The organism is Synechococcus sp. CB0205, assembly GCF_000179255.1.
GTDB lineage: Bacteria > Cyanobacteriota > Cyanobacteriia > PCC-6307 > Cyanobiaceae > Vulcanococcus.
In genome coordinates this window covers 34,839-60,284 of sequence record NZ_ADXM01000070.1, presented here as the reverse complement: position 1 = coordinate 60,284, position 25,446 = coordinate 34,839, and the positions used below count along the sequence as shown (strand labels likewise).

General features: G+C 65.1%; 23 protein-coding genes, 2 tRNA genes, 1 other RNA gene and 1 pseudogene. 13 read left to right on the top strand and 14 right to left on the bottom strand.

The features are described from left to right. The 4 genes from CB0205_RS15555 to CB0205_RS0113820 all read left to right on the top strand — a co-directional run. On the top strand, window positions 1-1,204 hold a 1,204-nt coding region (locus tag CB0205_RS15555; protein WP_198001946.1), incomplete at its 5' end, for a C2 family cysteine protease. A 1,010-nt stretch (window positions 1,205-2,214) separates the two neighbouring features. Continuing rightward, window positions 2,215-3,102: a glycine--tRNA ligase subunit alpha gene (gene glyQ, locus CB0205_RS0113830; protein WP_010318148.1), complete on the top strand. Its 888-nt coding sequence runs from the start codon at window positions 2,215-2,217 to the stop codon at window positions 3,100-3,102. 86 nt (window positions 3,103-3,188) lie between these two features. Beyond that, window positions 3,189-5,126 (top strand): ComEC/Rec2 family competence protein, encoded by a 1,938-nt coding sequence (locus CB0205_RS0113825; RefSeq protein WP_232197341.1) that lies wholly within the window; start codon window positions 3,189-3,191, stop codon window positions 5,124-5,126. Between the two features lie 36 nt (window positions 5,127-5,162). Continuing rightward, window positions 5,163-5,247, top strand: a tRNA-Ser gene (locus tag CB0205_RS0113820). Window positions 5,248-5,257: 10 nt separating this feature from the next. On the opposite strand, the pseudogene CB0205_RS16575 reads toward CB0205_RS0113820, so the two are convergent. Beyond that, window positions 5,258-5,499 (bottom strand): annotated as a pseudogene (locus tag CB0205_RS16575) (hypothetical protein). 116 nt (window positions 5,500-5,615) lie between these two features. On the opposite strand from CB0205_RS16575, the gene CB0205_RS0113810 reads away from it, so the two are divergent. Together CB0205_RS0113810 and CB0205_RS0113805 are read left to right on the top strand one after the other, a co-directional pair. After that, window positions 5,616-6,812 (top strand): glycosyltransferase, encoded by a 1,197-nt coding sequence (locus CB0205_RS0113810; protein WP_010318141.1) that lies wholly within the window; start codon window positions 5,616-5,618, stop codon window positions 6,810-6,812. A gap of 76 nt (window positions 6,813-6,888) precedes the next feature. Further along, window positions 6,889-7,572, top strand: a complete 684-nt coding sequence (locus tag CB0205_RS0113805) for a sugar transferase (protein WP_010318139.1) — start codon at window positions 6,889-6,891, stop codon at window positions 7,570-7,572. Here the strand turns inward: CB0205_RS0113805 and cbiB are convergent. From cbiB to CB0205_RS14970, 5 genes are read right to left on the bottom strand one after another with little or no spacing between them, the layout of a single operon-like run. Further along, window positions 7,546-8,571 carry an adenosylcobinamide-phosphate synthase CbiB gene (gene cbiB, locus CB0205_RS0113800; protein ID WP_010318137.1) on the bottom strand — a complete coding sequence of 342 codons (1,026 nt, stop codon included), beginning with the start codon at window positions 8,569-8,571 and terminating at the stop codon, window positions 7,546-7,548. The two genes, CB0205_RS0113805 and cbiB, sit on opposite strands and share 27 nt — an antisense overlap. A gap of 19 nt (window positions 8,572-8,590) precedes the next feature. Then, complete coding sequence (gene ilvC / locus CB0205_RS0113795) at window positions 8,591-9,586, bottom strand: ketol-acid reductoisomerase (protein ID WP_010318136.1); 996 nt, start codon at window positions 9,584-9,586, stop codon at window positions 8,591-8,593. A 60-nt stretch (window positions 9,587-9,646) separates the two neighbouring features. After that, window positions 9,647-10,249 (bottom strand): ATP-dependent Clp protease proteolytic subunit, encoded by a 603-nt coding sequence (locus tag CB0205_RS0113790; protein ID WP_010318135.1) that lies wholly within the window; start codon window positions 10,247-10,249, stop codon window positions 9,647-9,649. 36 nt (window positions 10,250-10,285) lie between these two features. After that, window positions 10,286-10,963 carry an ATP-dependent Clp protease proteolytic subunit gene (locus CB0205_RS0113785; protein WP_010318134.1) on the bottom strand — a complete coding sequence of 226 codons (678 nt, stop codon included), beginning with the start codon at window positions 10,961-10,963 and terminating at the stop codon, window positions 10,286-10,288. A 32-nt stretch (window positions 10,964-10,995) separates the two neighbouring features. Then, a complete protein-coding gene (locus tag CB0205_RS14970; protein WP_010318133.1) occupies window positions 10,996-12,183 on the bottom strand; it encodes a PIN/TRAM domain-containing protein in 1,188 nt (395 codons plus the stop codon). Between CB0205_RS14970 and hemW the strand changes: the two genes are divergently transcribed. Continuing rightward, window positions 12,167-13,453, top strand: coding sequence for a radical SAM family heme chaperone HemW (gene hemW / locus CB0205_RS0113775; protein ID WP_232197340.1), 1,287 nt, complete (start codon window positions 12,167-12,169; stop codon window positions 13,451-13,453). The genes CB0205_RS14970 and hemW overlap by 17 nt on opposite strands. Here the strand turns inward: hemW and panB are convergent. After that, window positions 13,356-14,192 carry a 3-methyl-2-oxobutanoate hydroxymethyltransferase gene (panB, locus tag CB0205_RS0113770; RefSeq protein WP_010318131.1) on the bottom strand — a complete coding sequence of 279 codons (837 nt, stop codon included), beginning with the start codon at window positions 14,190-14,192 and terminating at the stop codon, window positions 13,356-13,358. The two genes, hemW and panB, sit on opposite strands and share 98 nt — an antisense overlap. 44 nt (window positions 14,193-14,236) lie before the next feature. Between panB and ffs the strand changes: the two genes are divergently transcribed. After that, window positions 14,237-14,333, top strand: an RNA gene (gene ffs, locus CB0205_RS15545) — signal recognition particle sRNA small type. Window positions 14,334-14,397: 64 nt separating this feature from the next. On the opposite strand, the gene ftsZ is transcribed toward ffs, so the two are convergent. From ftsZ to miaB, 5 genes are all read right to left on the bottom strand, one after another. Beyond that, entirely contained in the window at window positions 14,398-15,540 is a 1,143-nt protein-coding gene (gene ftsZ, locus CB0205_RS0113765; RefSeq protein WP_029626421.1) for a cell division protein FtsZ, read from the bottom strand. A 106-nt stretch (window positions 15,541-15,646) separates the two neighbouring features. Next, entirely contained in the window at window positions 15,647-16,483 is an 837-nt protein-coding gene (locus tag CB0205_RS0113760; protein ID WP_010318126.1) for a cell division protein FtsQ/DivIB, read from the bottom strand. After that, on the bottom strand, window positions 16,480-16,890 hold the full coding sequence (locus CB0205_RS0113755; protein ID WP_010318124.1) for a hypothetical protein: 411 nt from the start codon (window positions 16,888-16,890) through the stop codon (window positions 16,480-16,482). The genes CB0205_RS0113760 and CB0205_RS0113755 overlap by 4 nt, the downstream gene beginning before the upstream one ends. Beyond that, window positions 16,887-17,981 carry a D-alanine--D-alanine ligase family protein gene (locus tag CB0205_RS0113750; protein ID WP_010318121.1) on the bottom strand — a complete coding sequence of 365 codons (1,095 nt, stop codon included), beginning with the start codon at window positions 17,979-17,981 and terminating at the stop codon, window positions 16,887-16,889. Before CB0205_RS0113750 ends, CB0205_RS0113755 begins: the two co-directional genes overlap by 4 nt. Window positions 17,982-18,034: 53 nt before the next feature. Next, window positions 18,035-19,420, bottom strand: a complete 1,386-nt coding sequence (gene miaB, locus CB0205_RS0113745) for a tRNA (N6-isopentenyl adenosine(37)-C2)-methylthiotransferase MiaB (RefSeq protein ID WP_010318119.1) — start codon at window positions 19,418-19,420, stop codon at window positions 18,035-18,037. Between the two features lie 70 nt (window positions 19,421-19,490). On the opposite strand from miaB, the gene CB0205_RS0113740 reads away from it, so the two are divergent. Continuing rightward, a complete protein-coding gene (locus CB0205_RS0113740) occupies window positions 19,491-20,552 on the top strand; it encodes a dipeptide epimerase (RefSeq protein ID WP_010318117.1) in 1,062 nt (353 codons plus the stop codon). Beyond that, the gene (locus CB0205_RS0113735; protein ID WP_010318115.1) at window positions 20,552-21,634 is read left to right on the top strand and encodes a DUF1611 domain-containing protein; all 1,083 of its coding nucleotides are present in this window, start codon (window positions 20,552-20,554) and stop codon (window positions 21,632-21,634) included. The genes CB0205_RS0113740 and CB0205_RS0113735 overlap by 1 nt, the downstream gene beginning before the upstream one ends. Before the next feature lie 45 nt (window positions 21,635-21,679). On the opposite strand, the gene CB0205_RS0113730 is transcribed toward CB0205_RS0113735, so the two are convergent. Beyond that, window positions 21,680-21,752, bottom strand: a tRNA-His gene (locus CB0205_RS0113730). A gap of 40 nt (window positions 21,753-21,792) precedes the next feature. Here CB0205_RS0113730 and CB0205_RS0113725 point away from each other — a divergent pair. Genes CB0205_RS0113725 through CB0205_RS0113715 form a run of 3 tightly spaced genes read left to right on the top strand, consistent with a single transcriptional unit; the run spans window position 21,793 to window position 24,904 of the window. Beyond that, on the top strand, window positions 21,793-22,218 hold the full coding sequence (locus CB0205_RS0113725; RefSeq protein WP_010318113.1) for a DUF4359 domain-containing protein: 426 nt from the start codon (window positions 21,793-21,795) through the stop codon (window positions 22,216-22,218). Window positions 22,219-22,229: 11 nt separating this feature from the next. Further along, entirely contained in the window at window positions 22,230-23,507 is a 1,278-nt protein-coding gene (locus CB0205_RS0113720; RefSeq protein WP_043706205.1) for an amidohydrolase family protein, read from the top strand. Next, complete coding sequence (locus CB0205_RS0113715; RefSeq protein ID WP_010318110.1) at window positions 23,507-24,904, top strand: FAD-binding oxidoreductase; 1,398 nt, start codon at window positions 23,507-23,509, stop codon at window positions 24,902-24,904. Before CB0205_RS0113720 ends, CB0205_RS0113715 begins: the two co-directional genes overlap by 1 nt. Here CB0205_RS0113715 and CB0205_RS0113710 read toward each other — a convergent pair. Further along, window positions 24,901-25,428, bottom strand: a complete 528-nt coding sequence (locus CB0205_RS0113710) for a pentapeptide repeat-containing protein (protein WP_010318109.1) — start codon at window positions 25,426-25,428, stop codon at window positions 24,901-24,903. The genes CB0205_RS0113715 and CB0205_RS0113710 overlap by 4 nt on opposite strands. Window positions 25,429-25,446: the final 18 nt, after the last annotated feature.

Genomic DNA, 25,446 nt, shown 5'->3' with positions numbered 1-25,446 from the left:
TTATAGCGCCGGAGATGGGGGCGAAGTATCAGCTCAGGAATTCAATGACCTACGTGTAATATCTGGGAACCTCTCTTCATATTTAGCACCTGACACGGCCACCTACTACCAGCAGATCTTTGACAACGTCGTCCTTGGCTCTGTAGCCAACGAATACTACACAGGCGGTCGTCTTAAGGCTGATCACTTGGGAGACCTACATGCTGGATCGTCTTCCACTCAGCTTGACCGGTTGATTGGGAAATGGTTCTTGGGTTCTGACCTGCCTAATCCCACTTTCCCGGGGGATGTAGCTAATAACATACGCGATACCACTGTTGCTTATGCTGAAGGTCTAGGTCCTCTCTTTGAAGGAGATATTGACTTTTCTGTTGTCAATCAGGGGAGGCTCGGTGATTGTTGGTTTGTAGCAGCTTCTGCGTCGATTGCTGAATTTAGACACGACACAATCAGGAACTTGTTTATTGATAATGGAGATGGCACATATGGAGTTCGATTCTGGGAACTTCCTGCGGATCGAAGTCTGCCATTAGATAATAGAGAGGCTGGCCAGCATTGGGTTACTGTGAATCGTCAAGTGCCTGTTAAAGATGATGGTCATCGTGATCAAATAGCAGGAATGAAGTCTACGCATTCCGGAAGTCTGACCGATCAACTATGGCCTTCGCTGCTTGAAAAGGCTGCTGCACAAGCATCGGAACTTAAAATATTTTCAAACTACAGAGGACTTCACAGAGCTCTCAACTCTTATGTCTCAATGAATGGGGGAATGGGAGAGGCGCTGGCAATGCTTGAGCCGAGCGCCGTTATCTATGGCTTCAACCGAGATGAACAGGATGTCTATGCTAACGCTGTTTATAATTCTCCGTTCGAATGGCAGCAGTATCTCTCTGGTTATCAATCAGCAAAAAACTCGGGAAATGGGCCTGCAATTGTTATAAGCATGAGCTGGGCGGACGCCTCCCTTGATCCTCTTCCTCAAGACGCAGTTGGTTTTACCTTCAGGAGCAAGCATGCTTATGGAGTAGTTGGATACAACCAGCAAGCGAGCGATTTTACTATCTATAACCCATGGGGAATCTCTCTCCCGGGCGCTAAAAATATCTCTCCGTTCAAGGTGAATTCGTCTGACCTGTACAGAAAGTTCCTCTCTCTGCCTGTCAGTGCGGAGGATCCAAATGGATTTGCCTACAGTGTTGTTTGATCGTATTCTCCACTTTCTCTGAAGATTCTTTCTTCAGTGATCGCCTTGAGCGTTGTTAATACACGTAATCTAGTTGCTAGCACACTCTAGCTTTTCATTCAAAACCCTATTCTTTATTGAATCCAGAGGTGCGGGTGGCAAACTGTTTGGCTTTTCCCAATTACGGCTAGCTTTTAATCCCTAGCTGCTTTTGCCGCAACTTTGCGAACTCCTATCCCACACCTACCAGGACGCCACTTACCCCCATAGGGGTCTCCGACCAAGCACCCGAAGACAGACAAAAAAGAGACGGGTGCCACCCCGCCTCATGAAACTGTTCCCTTGCGCCCGCCCCAACGGTCGTGAACATGTGATCCGGCAGCCGCTTCGGCAGTGATGTGCCGTTTCTAACTTGCTGAACGTTTTGTTCGCGACAACTGACCTTTCGGTCCTGTCTAGATCCCTGCTTCACCGATCCGATCCAATAAGTGCGCGATTTTGAGCTTTGGCCTTGACGCCACCCGGCGAACTGGTCTGAGTTAGGCGTTGGTTATGGCGCTTTGAAGCTCGCTGAGCCTTGATGGAACCAAGAAGACCAGCGTCTTCGCATGGGTTCTCAGGCTGCTTCAGCAGCCTTTTTCATGCCTTCTGGAGCTGGAGCGAAGCAAGCGGTCTCAGGCTTCTTTCCACTGGACCTTGAATCTTTATCGATTCAGGTGAATCGCTTCTGCTTTGGAGGCGTTCGGCTGGTTCCGACGTGTCAGTGTCTGTCTTCGGTCTGCAGCGGGTTGGTCTGGCCGTCGTTTTCCATTGGCTCCATTGAGGTCTGTACTTCCTTGCCAGCTTTTCGGAGCTTGCCTTTCGCTTCTGTCGAGTTGGGTTAGACGGCGGTTAGCGAGAATCAACCCAACTTCGACCCAACTCGGTTGGGTTGAGGGTCTTTGAAGCGAGTTGGTTCACGACTTGTGAACTACCCATTCCAACTCATTCCAACTTTTCTGACCCACCTAAACCCAGGCGCAGCAACGACAGTGCACTTCCAGGACATCATCCAGACCCTGAACCGTTTCTGGGCCGAGCGGGGTTGCCTGATCCTTCAGCCCTACGACACGGAGAAGGGTGCCGGAACGATGAGCCCCCACACGGTGTTGCGGGCCATCGGGCCGGAGCCCTGGGCGGTGGCCTATCCCGAGCCCTGTCGCCGTCCCACCGATGGCCGCTATGGCGATAATCCCAACCGAGCGCAGCACTACTTCCAGTACCAGGTGCTGATCAAACCCAGCCCGGATGCGATCCAGGAGACCTACCTCGCCTCGCTGGAGGCCCTGGGGATTCGCGCCAAGGAGCACGACATCCGCTTTGTGGAGGACAACTGGGAGTCCCCCACCCTGGGCGCCTGGGGTGTGGGCTGGGAGGTCTGGCTCGATGGCATGGAGGTGACCCAGTTCACCTACTTCCAGCAGTGCGGTGGCATCGACTGCCGGCCGGTGTCGATTGAGATCACCTATGGCCTGGAGCGTCTGGCCATGTATCTACAGGACGTCGAGAGCATCTGGGATCTCTCCTGGGACGGCAACCGCTCCTACGGCGACATCTGGTTGCCGTTTGAGAAGGGCCAGTGCACCTACAACTTTGAGGCCTCCAATCCCGAGCGCCTTAAGCAGCTGTTCGCGATCTATGAGGCCGAGGCCGCGGACCTGGTGGCCAAGAAGCTGCCGGCTCCGGCCCTGGACTTTGTGCTGAAGTGCAGCCACACCTTCAACCTGCTGGAGGCCCGCGGCGTGATCTCGGTGACGGAGCGCACCGCCACCATCGGCCGCATCCGCAACCTGGCCCGTCAAGTTGCCGAGGCCTGGCTGGAGGAGCGCGAAGCGTTGGGGTTCCCGCTGCTTAAGCAAGAGGCGGCGGTCCCGGCCTAACTGCGGGAACGCTCCCCCCAGTCCGCCTGGGGTGATCTTTGCCGCTGTTGCTGTTGAGCGGAGCCTTGGCGTCGTTGTCGCTAGGGGTGCTGCCCCTTCCACTCGCTGCTCGAACAGCTCTGGCCGTTCTGCTGGGGTTGCTCCAGCTCGATGGCTGCAGCCGTCGGGGCTGGCCCCTGTTCAGGCGGCTGGCCCTGCTCTTGGCCTTGCTGCTTCTGGGGACCTGGGGCTGGATCGGCCGTCCCCATCCCTTGGCGGCGGACCCGGTGCATTGGATCCCGGCGGCGCAGCGTTCCGTCCCGGTTCAGCTCCAGGCCGGCCTGCTCCAGGACACGCGTCCCATGGGCGAGGGCTGTGCGGTGTTGGCGGAGCTGCCGCAGGGGCGGCTGCGTTTGCGCTTTCTGGACTGCCCGCAGCTCCAGCAGGGCTGGCGGCTGCAACTTGAGGGAAGCCTGCAGCGCTTGCGTTCGGGACCGCACCCCCTGCTGCCTGGGGCGGCGGAGCGTTTGGCCGGCAAAGGGGTCTGGAGTGAACTCCAGGTCGAGCGCTGGAGCCTGATCGCCCGCCCGCCCACACCCCTGGCGGATCTGCGACGACGGATTGCGGCGGAACTGCGGCGGGTTGGCGGAGAGCAACCGGGGGGGCTGCTGGCGGCGTTGGTCCTGGGGCAGGCGATGGTCCCCTTGCCGCTGAGGGTGAAGGAGGCCTTCCGCGCGGCGGGACTCTCCCATGCCCTGGCCGCCAGTGGGTTTCACCTGAGCGTTCTGTTGGGGGCGGTGCTGCTGCTGACGCGCCGTGCTTCAGCGCTGGTGCGCTGGCCGGCGGCCTTCGGGGCGATGGCGCTGTTTGGCCTGCTGGCCGGTGGTCAGGCCTCGGTCGTCCGGGCCCTGTTGATGGGGGCGATGGCGTTTGTCCTGAAGGAGAGCGGCCGGCGTTCGCGGCCCTTGGCTTTATTGCTGGTCTGCCTGCTGTTGATGCTGCTTTGGCGCCCCAGCTGGCTGCTGGACGTGGGCTTTCAGCTGAGCGCGGCGGCCACGGCAGGTTTGATCCTCTCGGCCGGACCGTTGGAGGAGCGGTTAGGCCTTTGGCTCCCGAGCTGGGCCGCCGGCGCAATGGCGATTCCCCTGGCCGCCTCGCTCTGGACCCTGCCGCTGCAGCTGCTGCACTTCGGCGTGGTGCCCAGTTACGCCGTCCTGGCCAATGTCCTGGCCGCTCCGCTGCTGACGCCCCTGACCTTGGGGGCCATGGTGATGGCCCTGACGGCGGTGCTTCTGCCGCCGCTGCTCACGGCCATGGCATTCCTGCTGGTGCCGCTGGCCCAGCTGTTGCTGGCCCTGGTGCAGCTGATGGCGCGCTTGCCGCTGGCCCAGTTGCCGATCGGCCGGCTCGGACCGCTGTTGCTGTTGCTCGCTTTGGCGGGACTGCTGCCGTGGTGGCTGCCGGCGCCACGCCGCTGGCGCCTGGCGGTCTTGCCGCTGCTGCCGCTGGCCCTCGGCCTGCGCCTCTGGCAGCAGTGCCGAGACCAGTTGCTGCTGGTGCGTCAGGCCCCGCGTCAGTGGATCGTTGCGCGCCACCAGGGCCGGGCAGGCCTGGTGAGCCTGAAGGCCGACGCCAGCAGTTGCCGCCGCGCGGAGCAACTAGCCCAGGGACTGGGGATTGCCCGCTTCGATTGGCTGCTCCTGTTGGATCCGCTGCCGGCCGAGTCCAAGGGCTGTTGGTCGCGTCTGGCGCTGACAACCGTCGATCGGCTCTTGCCGCAGCAGCGCCTCAGGAGTCCGGGCTTGGAGGTGAGCCGCCTCAGCGCCGATAGCCAGGGCCTTCTGCTGAGCGCTGGGCGGGAGCGTTGGCAGGTGCTGCCCGATCGGCAGGCCTGGTGGAGCTGGCGTCGCCAGGGCCGCGGCGGCGGCTCGCTTTGGCTGGGTTTTGTGCCAACGGCGCGCGAGCGAAGGGAGCTCCAACAGCGCCGGGGGCTTACGGCCTGGTGGCCCCCTGCCGGTTCCACCAGCGGATGGCACCAGAGCTGAGCTGGCGGCTTGATCCGTACACTGGCCGGGTCGCCTGGAGAGGTGGCTGAGTGGTCGAAAGCGAACGACTCGAAATCGTTTGAAGGGCAACCTTCCGTGGGTTCGAATCCCACCCTCTCCGTTGTTATCGATCAGCTGTGGAAGACCAGGACCAGCCCTTGGCTGACCTGGTGAAATTCCCGTTCTTCGCGGCTCAGATCGAGTCCGACCTGGAGACCCTCCTTGAGGGCGTTGTCATAGGGGGGGGCGTCGGCGCCTGGCCAGCGGTCCAGAGGGCGGCGATTCCCACCGAGGTGGCGTGCCAGCTAAAGCAATCGGTTGTGCCAATGGAGGGAGTCTTCAGCTCGTCTTCCAGCAGCTCGCGGATGGCCATGGCTCAGGAACAGTCCTCTCAGCATTCAGAGTTCGCCGTTCGCCGGCAATCAGCTGAGAGGTTTCGTGACCTGACGGGCAATCAAACTTCAAGGGAACGCCCCTAGGCTTCGGCCCATGCTTGCTGGAATTGGGCCGATCGCCCTGGTGCACGAGTGGTTCACCCCCCGGTCGGTGGGCGGCTCTGAACTGGTGGTGCAGGAGCTCGATGCACTGCTGCAGCAGCCCCAACTGTTTGCCCTGGTGGATGGGGAGAGTCGTCGCCGCGGCAGTTGGCTCGCCGGTCGCTCGATCACCAGCTCCTTTGTGCAGCGCCTGCCCTTTGGGGTCAGTCACGTTCAGCAGTACCTGCCGTTGCTGCCGATGGCGATTGAGCAGCTCGATCTGACGGGTTACCCCCTGGTGCTCAGCAGCAGCCATCTGGTGGCCAAGGGTGTGCTGACCGGTCCGGATCAGTGCCATCTGAGCTATGTCCATACCCCCGTGCGCTACGCCTGGGATCAGATGCACGCCTACCTGCGCAAGTCCGCCCTGGCCCGGCGTGGTCTGGGGCCCTTGATTCGCGCGCAGCTGCATCAACTGCGTCAGTGGGATGTCCTGAGCGGCCAGCGCCCGGATCAGCTGCTGGCGAACTCCCGCTTTACGGCCTCGCGCATCCGCCGCTACTGGGGCCGCGAGTCCACCGTGGTGCACCCCCCGGTGGAGGTTGATCGTTTCCGTTGGGATCAACCCCGAGATGACGTCTACCTCTGCCTGTGCCGGCTGGTTCCCTACAAGCGTGTGGATCTGGTGGTCGAGGCCTTCAACCGCACCGGGCTCCCCTTGGTGGTGATCGGTGATGGGCCCGAGCGCGCGCGCCTGCAGGCCATGGCCGGCCCCAATGTTCGCCTGCTGGGTCGCCTTCCCCAGGACGACGTCAACGCTTGGTTGAGCCGTTGCCGCGCCTACGTCTACGCCGGCCTCGAGGACTTCGGCATCGCTCCGGTGGAGGCGATGGCGGCTGGGGCGCCGGTGATTGCCTTGGGGCAGGGGGGCCTATTGGATACGGTCCGCTGCATCCAACGCGGGGACAGCCAGCCCACGGGCCTGCTCTTCCCGGACCAGCAGGTGGCCTCGCTCGTGGCTGCCCTGGAGAGCTTTGAGCAGCGGCGGCTCTGGCAGCAACTCCCCGCTGAACGGCTCAGGCGCTGGGCGGAGGGCTTCAGCCCCCTGCGTTTCCGTGCGCGGATGGAGGCGGTGATTGAGCAGAGCTGGAACCGCCATCAACGGACGCGGCAGGAACGCAGCCGAGCCCTGCCTGTGCCTATGGCTTGAGTGACCGCGGCGGGGTGTCGCTGCGAACACTCGACTTCTTTAATGACAGCTGGAAGCTGCTCAATCACTGCGCCGTTTGTCCGCCGTTGACTCGATTCCCGCTGAATCCACGGCCAGCTCTTGGCTGAGGGCTCAGTCCAAGCGCGGACGCATCCTCAAGCGTGTCGGTGACATCAGCTTTTCGCTGTTGGTCTTGATCCTGGGTTCGCCGCTGCTGTTGCTGTTGGCCCTGCTGGTCAAGCTCAGCTCCAAGGGATCGGTCTTCTATTGCCAGCGCCGCATTGGCCGCGGCTACAAGGGGTTTGGCTGCCTGAAGTTCCGCACGATGCGCAAGGACGCCGATCGCGTCTTGGCCTCGGTCCTGGCTTCCGATCCGGTGCTGCAGGCTGAATTTGAGCGGGATTTCAAGCTCAAGAACGATCCCCGGATCACGCCCATCGGCCGTTTCCTGCGTCGCTCCAGCCTCGATGAGCTGCCGCAGTTCATCAATGTGCTCAAGGGCGAGATGAGCGTGGTGGGCCCCAGACCGATCGTTTGGGACGAGCTGGAGCGCTACGGCCGCACGATGGATGAGGTGCTGGCGGTCCGCCCGGGCCTGACCGGCCTCTGGCAGGTCTCCGGCCGCAACAACCTGCCCTACGAAACCCGGGTCAAGCTCGATCTCTTCTACGCCCGCAACCGCAATTTCTGGCTCGACCTGGGCATCGTGCTGCGCACGATTGGGGTGGTGCTTCTACCGATGGACCGCGGCGCCTACTAACAGCGCTGCCGCTAACCACAGCACCTCAAGCCGGCGGCTCAGGCCCAGGAGCCGCTCCACATCACTGGCCTCGGGGGCCGGAGCTCCCTCTGCCAGCAGCGGTTTCTGGGTCTCCCGCTCCCCGTAGCGATTGACCCCGCCCAGTTGAACGTCCAGGCAGTGGGCATAGATCGCCTGGGAGACCCCGGCATTGGGGGAGGGATCGGGCTGACCTTCCTGCAACGCCAGCTGGGCGAGGGACAGGGTCCGTCTGGCGGTGCGTCCCTGCACCAGCGGCAAGCTCAGGGCCACGAGCCGGCAGGGCGGCCAGACCAGCAGGTCATCGAGCTTGGCTCCGGCGGTGCCCAGCCAGCGCAGGCTCCCGCGGCGGTAGCCGAGCATGGAATCGAGGGTGCTGGCGGCTTTGAACCCCCAGGCGAACGCCAACGGGCCAGGACCCCCGTACGGCCAAAGGGCGACCCCGATCAACATCCAGAACAGCGGCGCGAACAGCCCATCAACGGCGTTTTCGCTGGCGGTCTCCGCGGCGGCCCGCAGGATCTCCTGGCGGCTTAACTCCGTCGTATCTCGCCCAACGATCCAACCCAAGGCCGTTCGCGCTGGCCCGAGTTCCGTGGACGTTTTGAGCGCCGCCAGGACGGCCTGCACCGCCTGCTCCAGGCTGCGGCCGGCCAGGGCGCTGGCCAGCGCGATCAGCAGCAGCGGCCAGGTCCAGGGGCGCGTCTGGCAGATCTCCTCGAGCCCCCAGCCGGCGCCGCCGCTGCCGAGCACCAACAGCAGGGTGATGCCACAGCCCGCCAGCCGCAGGCGCCTCGGGGATCCTTTGGCCCAGCTCTCCGCCAGCTGGCGCAGCCGGCTGATCCACCAGCCCATCACCACAACAGGGTGCAGGCACCAGCGGGGATCCCCCACCAGTCGGTCGAGGCCGGCCGCGGCGAGGACCAATAAAAAAGGGTGGATCCCCGAGAAGGAATCCACCCCTGAAGCGAGCAGCGTCATGGCTGCAGAGCGGCCTGAATCAGGCGGACTTCAGCCAGGAGAACATCGAGCGCAGGCCTTTGCCCACGTTCTCGATCGGGTGCTGGCTGTCGCGGTCGCGGATCTTCTGCATCTCAGGCTTACCGGCTTCGCATTCGGCCACGAAGTTGCGGGCGAAGGTGCCGTCCTGGATGTCGCCCAGGATGCGCTTCATCTCGGCCTTGGTCTCGGCGGTGATCAGGCGAGGGCCGCTGACGTAGTCGCCGTACTCGGCGGTGTTGGAGATGGAGTCGCGCATGGCGGTCAGGCCGCCCTTGACCATCAGGTCAACGATCAGCTTCACCTCGTGCAGGCACTCGAAGTAGGCCAGCTCGGGCTGGTAACCGGCTTCCACGAGGGTCTCGAAACCGGCCTTGACCAGCTCGGAGAGGCCACCGCAGAGAACGGCCTGCTCACCGAAGAGGTCGGTCTCGGTCTCTTCCTTGAAGTTGGTCTCCAGGATGCCGGCGCGGGTGCCGCCGACGCCCTTGGCGTAGGCCATGGCCAGGCCGCGGGCATTGCCGGTGGCGTCCTGGTGGATGGCGAACAGAGCAGGGACGCCCTGGCCGTTCTGGTACTCCCAACGGACGGTGTGACCGGGGCCCTTGGGGGCGATCATCACGACGTCCACGTCGGCGGGGGGCTTGATCAGCTCGAAGCGGACGTTGAAGCCGTGGGCGAAGCTCAGCACCTTGCCGGCACTGAGGTGGGGGGTGATTTCTGCGTCGTAGACGGCCTTCTGGGTCTCATCGGGCAGGAGCACCATGATCCAGTCAGCCTTGGCCGAGGCGTCGCTGACGCTCAGCACTTCCAGGCCATCGGCCTTGGCCTTCTCGGCGGAGCGGCTGCCTTCGTAGAGGCCCACCACCACGTTCACGCCGCTGTCCTTGAGGTTCAGGGCGTGGGCGTGGCCTTGGGAGCCGTAGCCAATGATGGCCACCGTTTTGCCGTTCAGCAGGCTGAGGTCGGCGTCGGTGTCGTAGTACAGCTTGGCCATCAGGGGCTTCGGTTCAGCGCTAAGCAAGGATCGAGCTTACGAAAGCGCCGGCCGGCTCCCTCAGGCTTCGTTGGGATGGGCGATCACGCGGTCGATCAGGCCGTAGTTCATGGCCTCCTCGGCACTCATGAAGTAGTCCCGGTCGGTGTCCTTCTCGATCTTCTCGACCGGTTGGCCGGTCATGCCCGCCATGCTGTTGTTGAGCATGTCCTTCATGCGCAGGATCTCCCGCGCCTCGATTTCGATGTCACTGGCCTGGCGCTGGCTGGTGCCGCCCAGGGGCTGGTGAATCATGATCCGGCTGTGGGGCAGGGCGAGCCGCTTGCCTTTGGTGCCGGCGCCGAGCAGGAAGGCACCCATCGAGGCCGCCAGGCCCACGCAGATGGTCACCACGTCACTCTTGACGTACTGGATCGTGTCGTAGATCGCCAGGCCCGCGGTCACCGAGCCACCCGGGGAGTTGATGTACAGGTAGATGGGCTTGCTGTTGTCATCGGAGTCGAGGTACAGCATTTGCGCCACCAGGCTGTTGGCGATGGCGTCGTTGACCTCAGAGCCGAGGAAGAGGATGCGCTCCACACCGAGGCGGGTGTAGATGTCGACCCAACGCTCGTACTGGCTACCGGGAAGGCGGTAAGGAACGCTCGGGGTACCGATGGGCATGGCTGGTCGGGTGAGTGAAGAACGGGGAAAGAGAAATCAGCCGATGCCGCCGGGCACGGGTGAGGGGAGGTCTTTTTGGCTCGTCAGGACCCGATCGATCAGGCCGAACTCCACCGCCTGCTCCGCGGTCAGGTAGGTCATCCGATCGGAGGCCTTGGAGAGTTCTTCGGTGCTCTTGCCGGTGTTGGCCGCGAGCATCTCGAGCATGGTGCGCTTGTTGTGCAGCACCTCCTTGGCCCGGATCTGGATGTCGCTGGCCTGGCCGCGGGCGCCGCTGCGGGGCTGGTGCAGCACGATCGAAGCGTGGGGCAGAGCAGCCCGGTGGCCCTTGGTGCCGGCGCTCAGGATCATCGCCGCGGTGCCCATCGCCTGGCCGATGCAGATGGTGTGCACCGGCGGCTTGACGTAGCGGATCGTGTCGGCGATGGCGAAGGCCTCGGTCTCAAAGCCGATGGCATCGCCTGAGTACCAGCTGGTGCCGGTGGAGTTGATGTAGAAGAAGATCGGCTTCTCCGGGTTGTCGAACTCCAGATAGAGGAGCTGGGCAATGATCAGCTCGGTGACGTCGATGCCCATCTGACGCTTGGCATCGTCATCGCTGAAGAGGGGCAAACCCAGATAGACGATCCGCTCCTTCAGCAAGAGGGAGGGAAGGTCAGGCGGTGGGGTGCGCATCACGGCCGAATCGCCGTAGTAGGGGGCTGACACCGACATCCGCGGATCCACTGCTGGCATGAAGCCGGAGCCTAGCGGGGGTTGGCGGGGTCCTGATCGCCTTTGCCGCCGCGTTTCCCGCTGGCCTTGCTGCGATTGCGTGCATTGCTACCGCTTCCCTTTGGAGGAGTGGGGCCTGCGCTCTCGGTTCCCTCCCAGCCATCGCGCTTGGCGAAGACCATCCGGCCGGTCGGGGTCTGCAGCGCGCCTGTGACGGTGACCTGGAGGCGCTCGCCGCTGAGGCCGTGGCCACCATCGACCACCACCATCGTTCCGTCCTCCAGGTAGCCCACCCCCTGGTGGGATTCCTTGCCATCGCGGACGACCTTGATGCTGAGTTCATCGCCCGGCTGCACCTCAGGGCGAAGGGCGATGACCAGTTCGCTGAGGTTCATCACCTTCAGCTCCTGCACCTCGCCGACCTTGGCGAGGTTGTAGTCGGCCGTCAGCAGGGTGCCGCCGGTGTCGGCGGTCAGCTTCAGCAGCTTGTTGTCGACACCGTTGCCCTCGTAGCGGGTGGTGTTGACCACCAGGCGACGCCCGTAACGCTCTCTCAGGTTGCTCAGCAGCTTGAGGCCGCGGCGTCCCTTGCCCCGTTTCTCGGTGTTGGAGGAGTCGGCCAGGGCCTGCAGCTCATCAATCACCGCCTGGGCCACGATCACCTGACCTTCCAAAAGCCCCGAATCAAGCAGTCCGCGGATGCGGCCATCGATGATCACGCTCGTGTCGAGGATCTTGGCGCTGGCGGGCATCAGCACCCCATCGGCCACCAGCAGGGCTTCGGTGCTGTTGGGGTTGAACAGGCGCAGCAGGGTGCGGCCATGGACCTCGGCGAGGTTGTAGCCCGAGACGCCAAAGAAGACGTTGGCGGCAATGGCCGCTAGCGGCTTCACCAGCACCAGCTCCCAAGGCAGGGAGAGGAACAGGATGGGGGAGATCAGCAGGTTGGCCACCAGCAGGCCCAGGATCAGGCCCACGGCCCGGCTCACCAGCAGATCGGTGGGCATGGTGCGCACCTGCTCCATCAGCCGGCGCCGTAGGCGCTGGAAGACAAAGCCCGCCAAGAGGCCCGCTAAGGCGCCGCCACCGCCCAGGATCCAGCTCAGCTGCTCCAGGTTCTGGATGCGGATTAACTGTTGCTCCGGCAGTAGATCCACCCCGAGCCAGCCCGCGGCGGCTCCGGAGATTACGAACAGCACCAGGATGAGGGTGTCCACCATGGCGGGTGCTGTGGCTGCCAGTCGCTCGGAAGCAGCATGCCCTATTGCGGCGGGTTTGGCCCAGGGAGGTAACCGGCCTCTCCCGCGCAGCGCCTACCTGCACATACCGTTTTGCCATCGCCGTTGCTTCTATTGCGACTTCCCGGTGGTGCCCCTGGGGGATCGAGCCGGTGGCGCGCCCGGGCAGACCGGCAGTCGCTCGATCGAGTCCTATCTGGAGCTGCTCTGCGGGGAGATTGAGGCCTCGCCGGCTGGACCGCCCCTGTCCACCATCTATGTCGGGGGCGGCACCCCATCAATGTTGACGGCCGAGCAGCTGCGGGCTGTGCTGCGGAGCTTGAAGAGGCGTTATGGCTTCGCGCCGGGGGCGGAGATCAGCCTGGAGCTGGATCCAGCCAGCTTTGATCACATAGGCCTGCAGGGCTATCTCAAGGCAGGGGTCAACCGGGTCAGCCTGGGCGGTCAGAGTTTTGATGACGTTGTTCTGGAGCGTCTGGGGCGCAGGCATCGCTGCAGGGACCTCCTTGAGGCAGCCGCCTGGCTTCAGCAGGCCCGCGCCCAGGGGGAACTGAGCAGTTGGAGCCTGGACCTCATCCAGAGCCTGCCGGGGGCGACGGCCGAGCACTGGCGGATGCAGCTGCAGCAGGCCCTCGCGCTGGAGCCCCCCCACCTCTCGGTCTACGACTTGATCGTGGAGCCCGGCACGGTGTTTGAGCGGCTGGAGTCCAGCGGTGAATTGCAGCTGCCGGAGGAGGACCTCTCTGCCGATTTGATGGAGCTGACCGCCGGCACCTTGGCGGCGGCTGGCTTTGGCCACTACGAGATCTCGAACTACGCCCTGCCGGGCCATGCCTCCCGCCACAACCGCGTCTACTGGAGCGGTGCGGGCTGGTGGGGCTTCGGCATGGGGGCGACGGCTGCCCCCTGGGGGGTGCGGCAGCCGCGCCCCCGCACCCGTGAGGGCTACGCCGCCTGGCTGCAACAGGACCCTGGCGAGCTTGGGCCTCCCCAGCCCATGCCCAACGATGAGCGGGTGATGGTCGGTTTGCGCCGGCGTGAGGGTGTCCTGCTCACGCCGCTTCTGGCAGGGCTCGATCCGGCGGGACTGATGCAGCGCTGGCAGCCCTATCTGGAGCGTGGTCTGCTCCGCCGGGAAGGCCAGCGCTGGCGGCTCAGTGATCCAGAGGGCTTGGCTCTGAGTAATGCGGTGCTGCGGGAGTGGTTGGAGTGGTGGGAGGAGCAGGCTGAAGGCCCCCCACCCAGCCCCTGAGGGCGTCCACACAGAGCTCGCGGCCCTGCAGCAGGGGCGGGCAGAACGGTGGTTGTTTGGCGGTGAGCCCCAGGAGGTCGGCGGTCACCCGCACCTGGCCGTCGCACTGTTCACCGGCGCCAATGCCAATGACGGGGATCTGGAGCTCTTGGCTGAGGGCGCCGGCTAACTCGGCGGGCACATGTTCGAGCACCAGCGCGAAGCAGCCGGCGGCCTGGAGGTCGCGGGCTGAGCGCTTGAGGCGCTCTTGGCTAATGGGGTCCTGGGCCTGGCGCCGGTAGCCCAGGCGATGGACCGACTGGGGGGTGAGGCCCAGGTGTCCCATCACAGGGATGCCGGAGCGCACCAGCCGATCGACAACGGCCAGGGTTTCCGGTTCCCCGCCCTCGAGTTTGACGGCGGCAGCGGGGCTGTTCTTCAGCACCTGTCCTGCTGCGGCCACGGCCTGATCGAGGCCGCACTGGTAACTGAGGAAGGGCAGATCCGTGATGATCAGCGGCTGCTGGTTGGCGGGGCGCTGCAGCCCGCGGCCCACGGCCCGGGTGTGCATCACCATCTCCTCCAGGGTCACCGGGAGGGTGGTGGCATGGCCGAGGACCACCATCGCCAGAGAGTCGCCCACCAAGATGGCGTCCGCCCCGGCCTCTTCCACGAGGGCCGCTGAGAGGGCATCCCAGGCGGTGAGCACGGCGATGGGCCGGCCCTCCTGCTTGCAGGTGAGTAGATCAGCAGGTCGCACCCGGCGATCACCTCATGGACGGGGCTCATTGCTAGCATCCGACCGACTCGGACCCATGCGGCCCGGACGCCCAAATCTGGTCAGGACCGGAAGGGAGCAGCCACACGGGATGCTCTTGGCAGGCGTGGACTCCGGGTCACCCCATTTCAACGGCAATAAAAAAGGGGCCCCTGGGGCCCCTTTTTGCTGGTTCTCAGTCCAGAACTCAGTTGTTGTTCTGGCGGTTGAGCAGGAAGGAGGGGATGGCTGCACCGGGCAGGTCGCCTTCGCCGCTGTCGCCGGCCACAAAGCTGTTCAAGGGCCGCTCGGGGCGATAGGCACCGCCGCCTTCGAAGCCCGTGGCGATCACCGTGACGTGAATCTCGCCTTCCAGCTTCTCGTCCACCACGGCACCAACAATGATGTTGGCCTCGGGGTCAACCACGTCGTAGATCACCTCAGAGGCGGTGGTCATGTCCTCAAGGGTCATGTCCTTGCCACCGCTGATGTTGATGACGCAGCCCTTGGCGCCGTCGATCCGTGCGGACTCCAACAACGGGCTGTTGATGGCGGCCTGGGCGGCTTCGCTGGCGCGGGAACGGCCGGAGCCGACGCCCAGACCCAGCAGTGCGGTGCCGGCGTCGTTCATGACCGAGCGCACATCGGCGAAGTCAACGTTCACAAGGCCGGGCTTGGTGATGATGTCGGTGATGCCCTTCACGCCCATCCGCAGGACGTCATCGGCGGCGCGGAAGGCATCCTGCAGGGGTGCACCAGCAATGGCTTCCCGCAGCCGGTCGTTGGGGATCACGATCAGGGTGTCCACATGCTCGGACAGGCGGGCGATGCCCTCTTCGGCCTGACGCATGCGGCGGCGACCTTCAAAGCCGAAGGGCTTGGTGACGATGCCCACGGTCAGGGCGCCGCATTCCTTGGCGACTTCGGCCACCACCGGAGCGGCACCGGTTCCTGTTCCACCGCCCATGCCAGCGGCGATGAAGACCAGGTCTGCACCCTGGAGGGTCTGCGCCAGATCGGTGCGGGATTCTTCAGCCGCTTTTTGGCCGATGGCCGGGTTGCCGCCGGCCCCCAGGCCGCGGGTCAGCTTTTGGCCGAGCTGAACGCGCTGTTTTGCTGCCGACTGCAGCAGGGCCTGGGCATCTGTATTGAGTACGCGGTATCCAACGCCCTCGAGATCCGAGAGGATCATGCGACCAACGGCATTGCTGCCGCCGCCGCCGACGCCGATCACCTCGATGCGAGCGGACTGGCTAGGCACGATCCCCGCAGAACCATTGCTGGTGACGGCACTGAGGCCCTCGGGTGCGATCTCCATAGCCGGTGCAGTGCCGTTGGTGCTTCGCTGCATTATGTCGTTGTTCCTGCCAATCACAGGCCTAGATCGGCATACCTTTGCCGGCAAAGGGCTTTAGCGCAACGCCCTGTCACCGTTTACGGGTTTTTGCTCCGGAGCTTCAGTCCGCTGCGGGCGGGGGTGTTTTGGCGGCCTTCGGGACCGGTTTGGCCGGTAGGCCCAGTTCGGGTTGATCCGGATCGCTGAGGTCAATGGACTTCAGCTTCAGATTTTTGATTTGACCGGGGAGCTCTGAGGAGAGGTGGCGCAGAACATCCAGGCGCTTGGCCAACTTGTCATCGGTGGGTCCGAGGTGAATGTCCCCCAGGGCCGCGGTGCGGAGCCAGAGGCTGCCATTGGGTTCAAAGCGCACCTGTAGCAGCGGACTGCCCAGGGCATCGCGCTCGGCCAGGACCCGCGAGAGTGAAGGGCGGAGACGCTCCTGCCAGCCCAGCACCATCACCGTCGGTGCGGCCGCCGGGGCGCCAGCGGATTGCTGCCGGCGGGTCATCCAGTTCCCCAGGCGATCGACGTAGCCCATCTCAAAGCCCTTGCGGGTTCGGCGTTGGGCCTGGGCAACGGCCTCTCGATCCACCAGGGAGATCTGGAGCCGAGGGGGGAGCATCAGGCGGTTGACCTGGACCTGCTCGACAGGCAGGCCCGCAGAGAGGCGTTGGGCCAATCGCTTGGGCTGCAAGGTCAGCAGTTGCAAAGGGAGTTGAAGGTCCCCCTCACGGATCACCTGGGCTCGACTGACCTGCCGACTGCCAAGGACTTCGATTTGGTCTGGATCACGCACCACCCAGCCCTGTTGCAAGAGGCCCCAGCCCAGGGCCCCGGCACTGCCGGCCAGCACGGTTACGCGCCAGATCTGCTTCAAACGCTCTTGCCGCCGTTCCTGCCGGAGCTGGCGTCTGCGCTCGAGGGCGTGGCCCGAGCGCGAGGAGGCTGCGCTCACAACTCGCAGCGGGAGCGGGACATCAGCTGATCCCGCCAGCGGCGTGCGCGCTCAGCATCGGCAAAGGGCACATCCGCTTGTTGGCCACCGCCCATCAGCCGCAGACGGCAGGCACCCTGCGCTTCCTCGGTCAGGGGCGCTTCCCCGGAACCCAAAGCCAAGAGGTCGACCTGATCGAGTCCCTTGACCTCAAAGCTGCCCTTCTCGTTGAGCTTTCCCGACTCGAAGACGCACCAGGCGATGGTTCCGTCAATCAAGCGGGCGCCGCCGCCGTCGTCCAGCTTGGAGAGTTCGGCACCCTCAGCCCAGGCCCGAAACAAATTTTGGCGGCGGCGCTCCAGCCAACCGAGGGCGGTGATCAACGGAAAGATCACCAACAGAGGCAACCAGATCAGACCGTGACTCATGCCGCTTCGGTCCTCCTGGAGTGGCTGGGCTGCGCCGATTCTTGCGCCAGTTGCACCAATTCGTGCACCAACTCCTCAAGCGGTAACCCTGTTTTGGCCCAGAGCATCGGGTACATGCTCTGGCTGGTGAAGCCCGGCAGGGTGTTGATTTCGTTCAGCCAAAGGGCGCCACTGGCCTGCTCATAGAAGAAGTCCACCCGGGCCAATCCGGAGGCGCCGACCGCTCGGCAGGCGGCGATGGCCATCGTTCGGGCCCGCTCGCTGAGGGCCTCGGGCACCTCCGCAGGAATCACCGTGTGGCTTTTGCCGTCGCTGTATTTGGTGTCGTAGTCGTACCAGTCGGCGTCAAAACAGATCTCGCCGAGCACGGAGGAGCGCATCTGCTGCCCCCCAAGGACCGCGCACTCCAGTTCCCGGGCTTGGATGCCCTGCTCCACCACCATGCGGGGATCGTGCTGGGCCGCCAGGGCAAGGCCTTGCATGAGCTCAGCGCGGTTGCTCGCTTTGCTGATGCCAACGGATGAGCCCAGGTTGGCGGGCTTGATGAAGCAGGGATAACCGAGCTGTGTTTCCAGCTGCTGAACCAGCACCTCCGGTTGCTGCTCGAGCTCCTGGACATCGACGCAGGCGTAGGGCACCTGGGGCAGTCCCGCCGCAGCAAAGGCGGCCTTCATCGCCTGTTTGTCCATGCCGACGGCCGAGCCCAGGACCCCCGAGCCCACAAAGGGCACCTGCATCAGGCTGAAGAGCCCTTGGATCGTCCCGTCTTCTCCGTTGGGGCCATGCAGCACAGGGACCCAGAGTTCAACGTCCAGGGCCCCTTCTGGAAAGCCTTGGAAACCAGGCCGCAGGGGTGCGGCGGGCAGTTCGCTGCGTTCGGCTGGTGTGCCCTTGGCCAGCACCGCATCGGCCACCGCCGGCGGCCACCAATGGCCCCATTGGTCGATATAGAAACAGTCGAGCCGATAGCGCTGGGCGTTGGCCCCGGAGCGCAGCGCAGCGGCGACGGTGTTGGCAGAGCGAATCGAGACGGCGTGCTCGCCCGTGACACCCCCAAACACCAAACCCAAATTGATGGTTTCGGAGCTCATAGGGGCGTCAGATCAGGGGCCAAACGTATCAGTGATTCCGCCCTTAGCCAGCGTCAGGACAGGGCGATTCCGCTGAGGGAGAACGCCCGGACCTCCTCGATACGAACCTCCACCAGATCGCCGGCTTGCCAGTGGCCTTCAGAGGCGCGGGCGGCGGGGAAGAAGGTCAGGCGGTTCGTGCGGGTTCGCCCCATCACCTGGTCCGCCTGTTTGGGATTCACCCCTTCAACGAGGACCTGTTCGGTGCGGCCGGCGTAGCGCGCGCTGCGCTCCTTGGCCTTGCGCTCCACCAGGGCGTTGATCTCCTGGAGCCGTTGCACTTTCACCTCTTCGCTCAACTGGTTGGGCCAGTCGGCCGCCGGGGTGTTGGGGCGGGGTGAGTAGGCGGCGGTGTTGACCTGGTCGAAGCCGATCTCGTCGATCAGATCGAGGGTGCGCCGGTACTGCGCATCGGTCTCACCGGGGAAGGCCACGATCACATCGGCGCTGATCGAGGCGTCGGGCATGCGATCGCGGATGCGGTCGATGATCCGGCGGTAGCGATCAATCGTGTAGCCCCGGGCCATGGCCTTGAGCACGTCGTCGTCTCCGCTTTGGAAGGGGACGTGGAAGTGCTCACAGACCTTGGGGAGATCTGCGCAGGCGTCGATCAGGCGCTCGGTGAAATAACGGGGGTGGCTGGTGGCGAAGCGAATCCGCTCGATGCCCTCGACGTCGTGGACAAACTGCAGCAGATCCGTGAGGGTGTGCTGACGGCGCCCCTCCGGCGTGATGCCAGGCAGATCGCGGCCATAGGCATCGATGTTTTGCCCGAGCAGGGTGATCTCTTTAAAGCCCTGGGCGGCCAGACCCTCCATCTCCAGCTTGATGGCCTCAGGCAGGCGCGACTGCTCTTTGCCGCGCACCGAGGGCACGACGCAGTAGGTGCAGCGCTCGTTGCAGCCGTAGATCACATTCACCCAGCCGCAGATGCTGCTGTCGCGGCGGGCGGTGGTGATGTCCTCAAGGATGTGGTGCTCCTCGGTGGCCACCACCTGTTGGCCCTGCTCCACCTGGCTGAGCAGGACATCGAGGCGATTGGCGTGCTGCGGCCCCATCACCAAGTCCAGTTCCGGCACGCGGCGGAGCAGCGATTCCCCCTCCTGTTGGGCAACACAGCCGGCCACCACCAGGGTCAGGTTGGGGTTGACGCGTTTGCGCTGGGCTTGGCGGCCTAGATAGCTGTAGACCTTCTGTTCGGCGTTATCGCGGATCGTGCAGGTGTTGTAGAGGACCAGATCGGCCTCGAGTTCAGCCGTGGCTTCGCTGTAGCCCATCGATTCGAGGATCCCGGCCATGCGCTCGGAATCCGCCTTGTTCATTTGGCAGCCGAAGGTCGTGATCCAGTAGCTGCCGCGTCCCGTCGTGGACTGGGGAGCGCTCAGTTGTGTCGCCGTCATGCCACCAGTTTCCGGTATGGGCGGCGCGGGGGGGCGATCCGTGCCAGCTTGAAGGGGCAACTGTCCTTCGATGCGCCTCCGTCTGAGCCGTTTTCGCCTCAGCAAAGCGGTGCCCTTGGCCATCAGCCGCGGCACGACCGCCGCTGTCGAGCACCTGCTGCTGGAACTGGAGCATGGCGGCATCACGGGCCGTGGCGAGACCGGCGGCTTTGATACGGGCCACCGGCACTACGAGACCGGCGCGGTTGCCGCGGAACTCGAGGCCCTGGCTCCCCAGTTGGAGTCCCTGGAGCCCCAGCCCCAGCCCCTGCAGGCCATGGAGCACCTTTTCAAGGACCTCAGTCCCCCGGCCCGCTGCGGCTTGGATTTGGCCCTGCACGACTGGTGGGGGCAGCGGCTGGGGCAACCGGTGCATCGGCTTTGGGGGCTGGATCCGGCGGCCTGCGTCGCCACCAGCGTCACCCTGGGATTGGGCGCCTTGGAGTCAGTTTTGGCGCGGCTGGAGCGTTGGCGGCAGCAGCTGCCCGCCACGCGGGTGAAGTTGAAGTTGGGATCCCCCGACGGCCTGGACCACGACCGTCAGTTGGTGGCGGGGGTGCGCTTGGCCCTGCGCCCAGGCGATGAACTGCAGATCGATGCCAATGGCGGTTGGACGCTGGATGGCGCTCGCCAGATGATTCCTTGGTTGGCGGATCAAGGCGTGGTGCTGGTGGAGCAACCCTTGCCGCCTCTCCTCGATCTGGAAGCCGACCGGGCGGGTTTTGCCGCGCTGCATGGTCTGGCGCCCATTCCCCTGGTGGCCGACGAGAGCTGTTGGGATCTGGGCGATCTGCTGCGTCTGGCCCCCCATGTCGATGGCATCAATATCAAGCTGGTGAAGTGCGGCGGCCTCAGCGAGGGATGGCTGATGGCCCGCACGGCCCATCGCTTGGGGTTGAAGGTGATGCTCGGTTGCTACTCCGATGGCGGATTGCTCAACAGCGGTGCAGCCCAGCTGCTGCCCCTGGTGTATTGGCCGGATCTCGATAGCCACCTCAACTTGGTGGATGACCCCTTCTTGGGGCCCGAGCGCCACGGGGACCGGCTGCTTCCGGCGGCCCGGCCCGGCCTGGGTGTCCAGGAGGTGGGCTGATGCTTTCTGCTGAGCGTCCGGTGGTGCTGCTGCAGCACGGCGGGCTGGACAACCTCTCGGGCAAGACCGGCCTGGCGATGTTGCGCTACCGCTCTGGCCCGATCGTGGCAGTGGTGGACCCGGCCCACGCGGGTGAGTCCCTCGAAGCGGTGACCGGGATTCAGCGCCCCGTCCCGGTGCTGGCGAATCTGGAGGCGGCGCTGCCCTATGGACCCGAGGTGGCGGTGGTGGGCCTGGCGCCCTCCGGCGGCCGCCTACCGCTGGAGATGCGGGCTGATGTGGTGCAGGCCCTGCGGGCGGGATTGAGCCTCGCCAGTGGTTTGCACAGCCGCCTGGCGGATGACCCGGAGTTCGCGGCGCTTCCCTTGGCGGCAGGCCAGTGGATCTGGGACCTACGCCATGAGCCGGCGGATTTGGAGGTGGCCACCGCCCGGTGCGCTGCCCTGCCGGGCCGGCGGGTGCTGGCGGTCGGCTCCGACATGGCCGTGGGCAAGATGAGCGCCTGCTTGGAGTTGCAGCGCTGCGGCCAGCAGCAGGGCCGGGACGTGCGCTTTGTCGGCACTGGTCAGGCGGGGATTCTGATCAGTGGCCAGGGCGTGGCCTTGGATGCGGTGCGCGTCGACTACGCCGCCGGCGCGGTGGAAGCGGCGGTGCTGAAGGCGGCCGAGGGAGCCACGGCCGAGACCTTGGTGCTGGTGGAGGGGCAGGGCTCCCTCTGTCATCCCGGCTCGACGGCCACTTTGCCCTTGATTCGGGGCAGTCAGCCGACGGCCCTGTTGCTGGTGCACCGGGCGGGGCAGACCCATGTGCGCACGCGGCCGGGGGCGGCTTTGGTGGCGATACCGCCAGTGCCTGAGGTGATTGCGGCCAACGAGGCCCTGGCCGCCCTGGCGCGCCCCGATGGCGCGCGTCCCAAGGTGCGGGCGATCTGCCTCAACACCGCCCTGCTGACGGAGGAGCAGGCCGAGCAGGAACGGTCGGCTTTGCAGGCGCAGACGGGTCTTCCCGTCTGGGATCCCGTTCGCCATGGAGCCTCTTCATTGTTGGCAGCCTTGCTGGAGGCTGCGATTTGCTCCAAATAGGGCGAATCCCCTGATCCTCAGAGAGAATCAGGGGATTCTGGAAGGGGCGAGCGAGGGGACTTGAACCCCCGAATGCCGGGACCACAACCCGGTGCCTTAACCACTTGGCTACGCCCGCCAGGGCGTGCCGATCCTACCAATGCAACGGCTCTCGATCGATGACTGCCTCCACGGGTGATGGTCGCTGGACTTGGGTGGCGGCAGCCGGTGTCGGCCTCCTGGCGTTGGCCGTGACCAACCCCGGGACAGAGGACTTCGAGGCCTTTGCCGGCGATCAGTTGGTGCGGGCCGCCTCCAGGGAGCTCTGCGCCCCTGGATCCCTACCGCTTCTGGCACGCTTGGTGATTCAGGACTGCCCCCAGCTGGTGGCCAGTCAGCGCAAGGTGCTGGGTCAGTTGGCGGCCGCCTCCAGCCGCCGCTACAACGCCGGTCTGTTCAGCGTTTACACCACTGAACTGGGCGGTCAGACCCTGTTGCCCGGCCTCACGATCCCCCGCTACCGGGCCGTGACCCTGGCTGGCGCTGGTCAGCTGCTGGTGGTTCAGAGTTCAGAACAAGCGGCGCAGGGTTTGGCGCAGCGTTGATCGCCTTGGAGATGGAGTCAGGCCTCGAGCAGCGGCTGCAGTGTCTGGTGCCGCGGGCCCTGCTTGATCCCGAGCGCAGGGACTTGCCCTGCGGCGATGCCCAGGGACTGCTCCCGGTCGAGTTGGCGTGGCAGGGCACTCAGCTCCGCTCGATCGAACCCTGCCGGCAGAGCGGGTTGCTGTTGGCGCTGACCCCCTTGGTGGATCCCCATGTCCATCTGGACAAGGCCTTCAGCTGGCCAGGGTTTCCCAATTACAGCGGCCGGATGCAGGCGGCCCTGGAGCTGAACCTTCGCGAGGGACAAGAACGCAGCGCCCAGCAGGTGCTGGAGCGGGGTGAGCGGGCCCTCGATCAAGCCTGGCGCTATGGCCTGCGGGGCCTGCGCAGCCATATCGACAGCGGTGGCCCCTGTTCGCGCCCCAGCTGGGATGCGCTGCTGCAGTTGCAGCAGCGCTGGCAGGAGCGGGTCCAGTTGCAGCTGGTGGCCTTGGCTCCCCTGGCCCACTGGGGCTCGAGTGAGGGCTTGGCGTTAGCCAAGCGGGTGGCGGCTGCGGGCGGTCTCCTGGGTGGAGTCTTGGGACCTCCCTTCCCCAGCAGTGGCCGCGATGGCGCGGAACTGGATCAGCTGCTGCGCTTGGCTGGCACCTTGGGGTGTGGCATTGATCTGCACATCGATGAGTCCTCCGAGGCCCCCGCCGCCGGAGTGCAATTGCTGGTGCAGAGGCTCGAGCGCTTCCACCCTGGGGTGCCGATCACCTGCAGTCACGCCAGCAGCATGGGGCTCTTGAGTGCAGCCCAGGCCAGGCCCTTGGCCCGGCGGTTGCAGTGCTTGGGAGTGGCGGTTGTGGCCTTGCCCACCACCAATTTCTGGTTGTTGGGGCGCGAGCAGAGCGTGAGCTCCGGCTTCCGTCCCCTGGCCCCCCTGCGGCTGTTGCAGCAGGAGGGGGTCGCGGTGGCCATGGGGGCCGACAACGTCCAGGACCCCTGGTACCCCGGTGGCGACTTTGATCCGTTGGATTTGCTGCGGCTGAGCTTCCGCGCCACCCACACCCCCCCTTGGGAACGTCAGGGACTGATGCCATTCACCACGACCCCGGCTCGCCTGCTGCAGATGGACTGGGATGGGGTGTTGCGGGTGGGCGGACCCGCGGATCTGCTCTTGACCAGTGCCGGGAGCTGGTCGGAACTGCTGGCCCATTCCCCCCAGCGCCGGGTCCTGCGGCAGGGCCGTTGGCTGCCGCTGCTGGACCAGGCCCATCCCGATCCTCGGCTTGCCAATTTGGGCTGATGCAGAGCACCCCCGATCTCCCAGGCTCCCTGCCCCATGGGCTCCCCGATCCCGCCAGCGCCGCTCAGTTGGAGGCCTTGGCGGCGGATCTGCGGGCGGCTGGATTGCCTCTCCTGCGGAGTGCCGGCGAGCTGGAGGGTCTGGCGGCCGATGGGTTCGTTTATTCCCCAGTGCTGCAACCGCTGCTCTGTGGTCTGCGCGCTCAGATCGGGGTGCGGGTGCAGGCCCCCGAGGAGGTTCTGCAGGTGGCCGCAGCCTGCAGCCGCCACGGCGTCAGCCTGACGGTGCGGGGCGCGGCGACGGGGAACTATGGCCAGTGCATTCCCTTGGCCGGTGGGATGCTGCTGGAGACCAGCGGTCTGAACCGCCTGCGGCAGGTGGATGCCAGTTCCGGGGTGTTTACGGCGGAACCCGGGATTGTCCTGGCGGAGCTGGATCGCCAGTTGCTCGCCCATGGGCGGGAGCAACGGCTGCTGCCGAGCACCGTGCGCACCGCCTGTCTCGGCGGCTATGTGGCGGGTGGATCCGGCGGGATTGGTTCGCTGCGCTGGGGGTTTTTGCGGGATCCCGGCCACCTGCTTGGGGTGGAGATGGTGACGCTTGAGGCGGAGCCGCGGCTGCTGCAGCTCGATGCGAGCGCCGCCCGTCCCCTGAACCACGCCTATGGCACCAATGGAATCTTCACGGCCTTGACCATGGCGTCGGCGCCGGCGGTGGCTTGGCGGCAGTGGGTGCTCGATTTTGAGGATTGGTCTGCTGCCCTGGCGGCGGCCCAGCAGCTCTCTGGCTCGGCCTTGGAACTCAAAGCGCTGTGTGTGCTGGAGGCCGCCGTGGCCGCACGTTTGCCCTGGCCCCAGGGCTGCCCGGACGGCAGTGGCGGCGCCCATCGCCTGTTGCTCCTGGCGGCACCGGATGCCACGGCCGTCCTGGAGTCGTGGATCAAGGAGTTGGGGGGACGGCTGAGTTGGAGCGCTCCCCAAGGGCAGAGCCGCGGCGTTCCCTTGCGGGAGCTCACCTGGAACCACACGACCCTGCATGTACGCAGTCAGGATTCAGGTTGGACCTATCTGCAGTTGCTCTTGCCGCAGCCGGAGGCGCCCGCACTGGAGGCCCTGCGGGAGCGCTGGGGCGAGGATCTGCTGTGGCACCTGGAGGCGGTTCGCAGCCAGGGTCGTCAGCGTTTCGCCTGTCTTCCCCTGGTGCGTTGGCGGGGAGCGCAAGCCCTGCAGGAGCTGATCGACCAGGCCCGTGATCTGGGCTGCCTGCTTTTTAACCCCCACGTCATCAGCGTGGAGGACGGAGGCCTCGGGGTGGTGGATGCGGATCAGGTGGATGCCAAGCGGGCCTATGACCCGGCTGGGTTGATGAACCCGGGCAAGTTGCGCGGCTGGACTTAGCAGCCCAGGCTGGCGCGGGTGTTGGCGCCCGTCGTCGGGTTGGTGCCCGAGGCGCTGATGCAGAAGTTGCGCTGATCGGCCCGATCGAGCAGGGCGTCGGTGAAGTCGGCGTTCTCCACCTGGGCACCGGTGAAGGTGCTGCCGGAGGCGATGACCCCAACCAGGACGGCATTGCGCAGGTCCGTGCCGCTCATGTCGGTGCGATCCAGCAGCACATCCGAGAGGTCGGCGCCGTTGAAGTTGGCATCGGGGAAGGCCCCTTGGGTCAAGATCGCGCCATGGAGATCGGCGCCGCTGAAGTTGGCGGCTTTACCCACGGCGCCGGCGAAGGAGGTGTTGGCCAGTTGCTGGCCGGAGAAGTCCTTGCCGCTCTGGTTGGTGAGGGTGTAGTCGACGGTGTCCTGGAACAGGGCCCGATCCTGGAGGCCCACTCCGGCTGAGGTGTCGAGGGCCAGGGTCAGGCCTGGGGCTCCCAGCAGGATCACCGCGGCCCACAGCCAGCTAAAGAGACGGGTGAAGGTCATGGCGGTGGTGGGGCCGGG